2 protein-coding genes are annotated in these 3,114 nt (G+C 69.8%); both read left to right on the top strand.

Annotated features, from left to right (window positions below):
* Positions 1–434: 434 nt before the first annotated feature.
* Positions 435–1,964, top strand: coding sequence for an RNA polymerase sigma factor (locus ACZ5C2_RS23995; RefSeq protein ID WP_468794430.1), 1,530 nt, complete (start codon positions 435–437; stop codon positions 1,962–1,964).
* Between the two features lie 154 nt (positions 1,965–2,118).
* Positions 2,119–2,952, top strand: coding sequence for a S1 family peptidase (locus ACZ5C2_RS23990; RefSeq protein ID WP_468794428.1), 834 nt, complete (start codon positions 2,119–2,121; stop codon positions 2,950–2,952).
* The last annotated feature ends 162 nt before the right edge of the window (positions 2,953–3,114 follow it).

Below are 3,114 nucleotides of genomic sequence, written 5' to 3'. Positions count from 1 at the left end.
GGCGCCCCTCTCCATAGCTTCCCTCCCCCCCCCCCCCCCCCCCCCCCCCCCCCCCCCCCCCCCCCCTCCCCCCCCCCCTTTTTCTTCTTCCCCCCCCCCCCCCCCCCCCCCCCCCCCCCGACGGCGCAAAGGGCACAAGAGAGCCCCGGGGAGGTGCCCGCCTCCTCCCTGTACGATAACTTTTGTCGCTATATGGCCGTTTCTGATTCCTTACGGGGTGTGACTCGGGCCACGCGGATTGGGCGTAACGCTCTTGGGGAGAACGCGATGACCTAAGAGGTGACAGCCGCGGAGGGAATACGGACGCCAGTCATGGCGCTGTGCATCTTCCCGGCTCCCGCCCGCGCCGTCGGCCCATCCCCAAGTCGGCGGTCGGCTCCTGTCCGCTGTGGACGGGGCCGGAAGCCGTTTTCCAACGTTCCGAGAGGTTGTTCGTGTCGGCCAGCACATCCCGTACGCTCCCGCCGGAGATCGCCGAGTCCGTCTCTGTCATGGCGCTCATTGAGCGGGGAAAGGCTGAGGGGCAGATCGCCGGCGATGACGTGCGTCGGGCCTTCGAAGCTGACCAGATTCCGGCCACTCAGTGGAAGAACGTACTGCGCAGCCTCAATCAGATCCTCGAGGAAGAGGGTGTGACGCTGATGGTCAGTGCCGCAGAGCCCAAGCGCACCCGAAAGAGCGTCGCAGCGAAGAGTCCCGCCAAGCGCACCGCCACCAAGACGGTCGCGGCCAAGACGGCGACGGCCCGGAAGGCCACCGCCACCGCCGCGCCGGAGGCCGACGCGGCTGACGCGGCCGTGGAGGAGGAGGCGCCCGCCAGGAAGGCGGCTGCCAAGAAGACCACCGCCAAGAAGGCGACCGCGAAGAAGGCCACGGCCAAGAAGACGGCCGCCAAGAAGACCGCGGCCAAGAAGGACGACGCCGAGCCGGTCGACGACGAGGCCGTCGAGGAGACCAAGGCGGCGGAGGAGCCCGAGGGCGCCGAGAACGCCGGTTTCGTGCTCTCCGACGAGGACGAGGACGACGCGCCCGCCCAGCAGGTCGCCGCCGCCGGTGCCACCGCCGACCCGGTCAAGGACTACCTCAAGCAGATCGGCAAGGTCCCCCTGCTCAACGCCGAGCAGGAGGTCGAGCTCGCCAAGCGCATCGAGGCGGGTCTGTTCGCCGAGGACAAACTGGCGAACTCCGACAAGCTGGCGCCGAAGCTCAAGCGTGAGCTGGAGATCATCGCCGAGGACGGGCGCCGCGCCAAGAACCACCTGCTGGAGGCCAACCTCCGTCTGGTGGTCTCCCTGGCCAAGCGCTACACCGGCCGCGGCATGCTCTTCCTGGACCTCATCCAGGAGGGCAACCTCGGCCTGATCCGCGCGGTGGAGAAGTTCGACTACACCAAGGGCTACAAGTTCTCCACGTACGCCACCTGGTGGATCCGCCAGGCGATCACCCGCGCGATGGCCGACCAGGCCCGCACCATCCGTATCCCGGTGCACATGGTCGAGGTCATCAACAAGCTCGCGCGTGTGCAGCGCCAGATGCTCCAGGACCTGGGACGCGAGCCCACCCCGGAGGAGCTGGCCAAGGAACTCGACATGACGCCGGAGAAGGTCATCGAGGTCCAGAAGTACGGCCGCGAACCCATCTCCCTGCACACCCCGCTGGGCGAGGACGGCGACAGCGAGTTCGGTGACCTCATCGAGGACTCCGAGGCGGTCGTCCCGGCCGACGCGGTCAGCTTCACGCTGCTCCAGGAGCAGCTGCACTCGGTGCTCGACACCTTGTCCGAGCGCGAGGCGGGTGTCGTCTCCATGCGCTTCGGTCTCACCGACGGTCAGCCGAAGACCCTCGACGAGATCGGCAAGGTGTACGGCGTGACGCGCGAGCGCATCCGTCAGATCGAGTCCAAGACCATGTCGAAGCTGCGCCACCCGTCGCGTTCCCAGGTGCTGCGCGACTACCTCGACTAGGCCGGACCACCGCGACGCGTCGTCGCGCGCCGCATCCGTGAAGGCCCGGCTCCCGCATACGGGAGCCGGGCCTTCACGCTGCCGCGCGGGTGCGGGCTCCGGTCGGGTCGATCACTCTGGGTGTTTCAGGACCACCCCAGTGTGAGGAGCGTGTATGCGACGTCGTCTTACCCGGGCCTTGGCCCGGCCGCTGGCCCTCGTGGCTGCCGGGACCGTCATACCGCTGGCCTCGGCCGTTCCGGCGGCCGCCGACAGCGTCGTCGTCGGCGGCTTTCCCGTCGATGTTTCTCAGGGCCCATGGACAGTGGCGCTGTCCAGCCGTGACCGGTTCGGAGGTACGCGGGCGGGACAGTTCTGCGGGGGCGTGGCGGTCGGCCGGACCACCGTGCTCACCGCCGCCCACTGCATGGACAAGGAGGTGCTGGGGACGTCGCCGGAGAACGTCCGCGATCTCCGGGTCATCGCGGGACGCACGGAGCTGCTCTCGGACCGTGGTCAGGAGATCGCCGTACGGGCCACCTGGGTGAACCCGGAGTATGACGGTGCCACCAATTCCGGCGACTTCGCCGTGCTCAGCCTGGCGGAACCGCTGCCGTCGAGCTCCGTCATAGGCATGGCCGGGCGGGGAGATCCCGCCTACCGCGCGGGCACGACGGCCATGGTCTACGGATGGGGGGACACCACGGGCTCCGGCGCCTACGCCGGCAGCCTCCATGCCGCCCGCGTGCGTGTGCAGTCGGACACGCGGTGTGAGCGCGCGTATTCCGGGGGTCCCGAGGGCACCTACCGCGCCGAGACGATGCTGTGCGCGGGAGAGATGGTGGGCGGTCGCGACGCCTGTCAGGGCGACAGCGGCGGACCGCTGGTGGCCCAGGGGCGCCTGATAGGCCTCGTGTCCTGGGGTGCGGGCTGTGGCTGGGCGGGGAGCCCTGGTGTCTACACGCGCGTCTCCGACGTTCTGCGGACGCTCGGATGGCCGCAGACCTGAGAGGGGGCGGGAGGGCGCCTGTGAGCCTCTGAGCGGGTCCCGGGCCTACCGGACGGGGGCACGAGCGAGGGGGGGGGGGGGGGGGGGGGGTGGGGGGGGGGGGGTGGGGGGGGGGGGGGGGGTGGGTGCTTTTTTTGTGTGGTGGGGGGGGGGCGGTTTTTC

Source organism: Streptomyces sp. NPDC031365 (assembly GCF_055569765.1).
The sequence above is the reverse complement of the archived record's forward strand: the minus strand, read 5'-3'. Positions and strand labels throughout refer to the sequence as shown.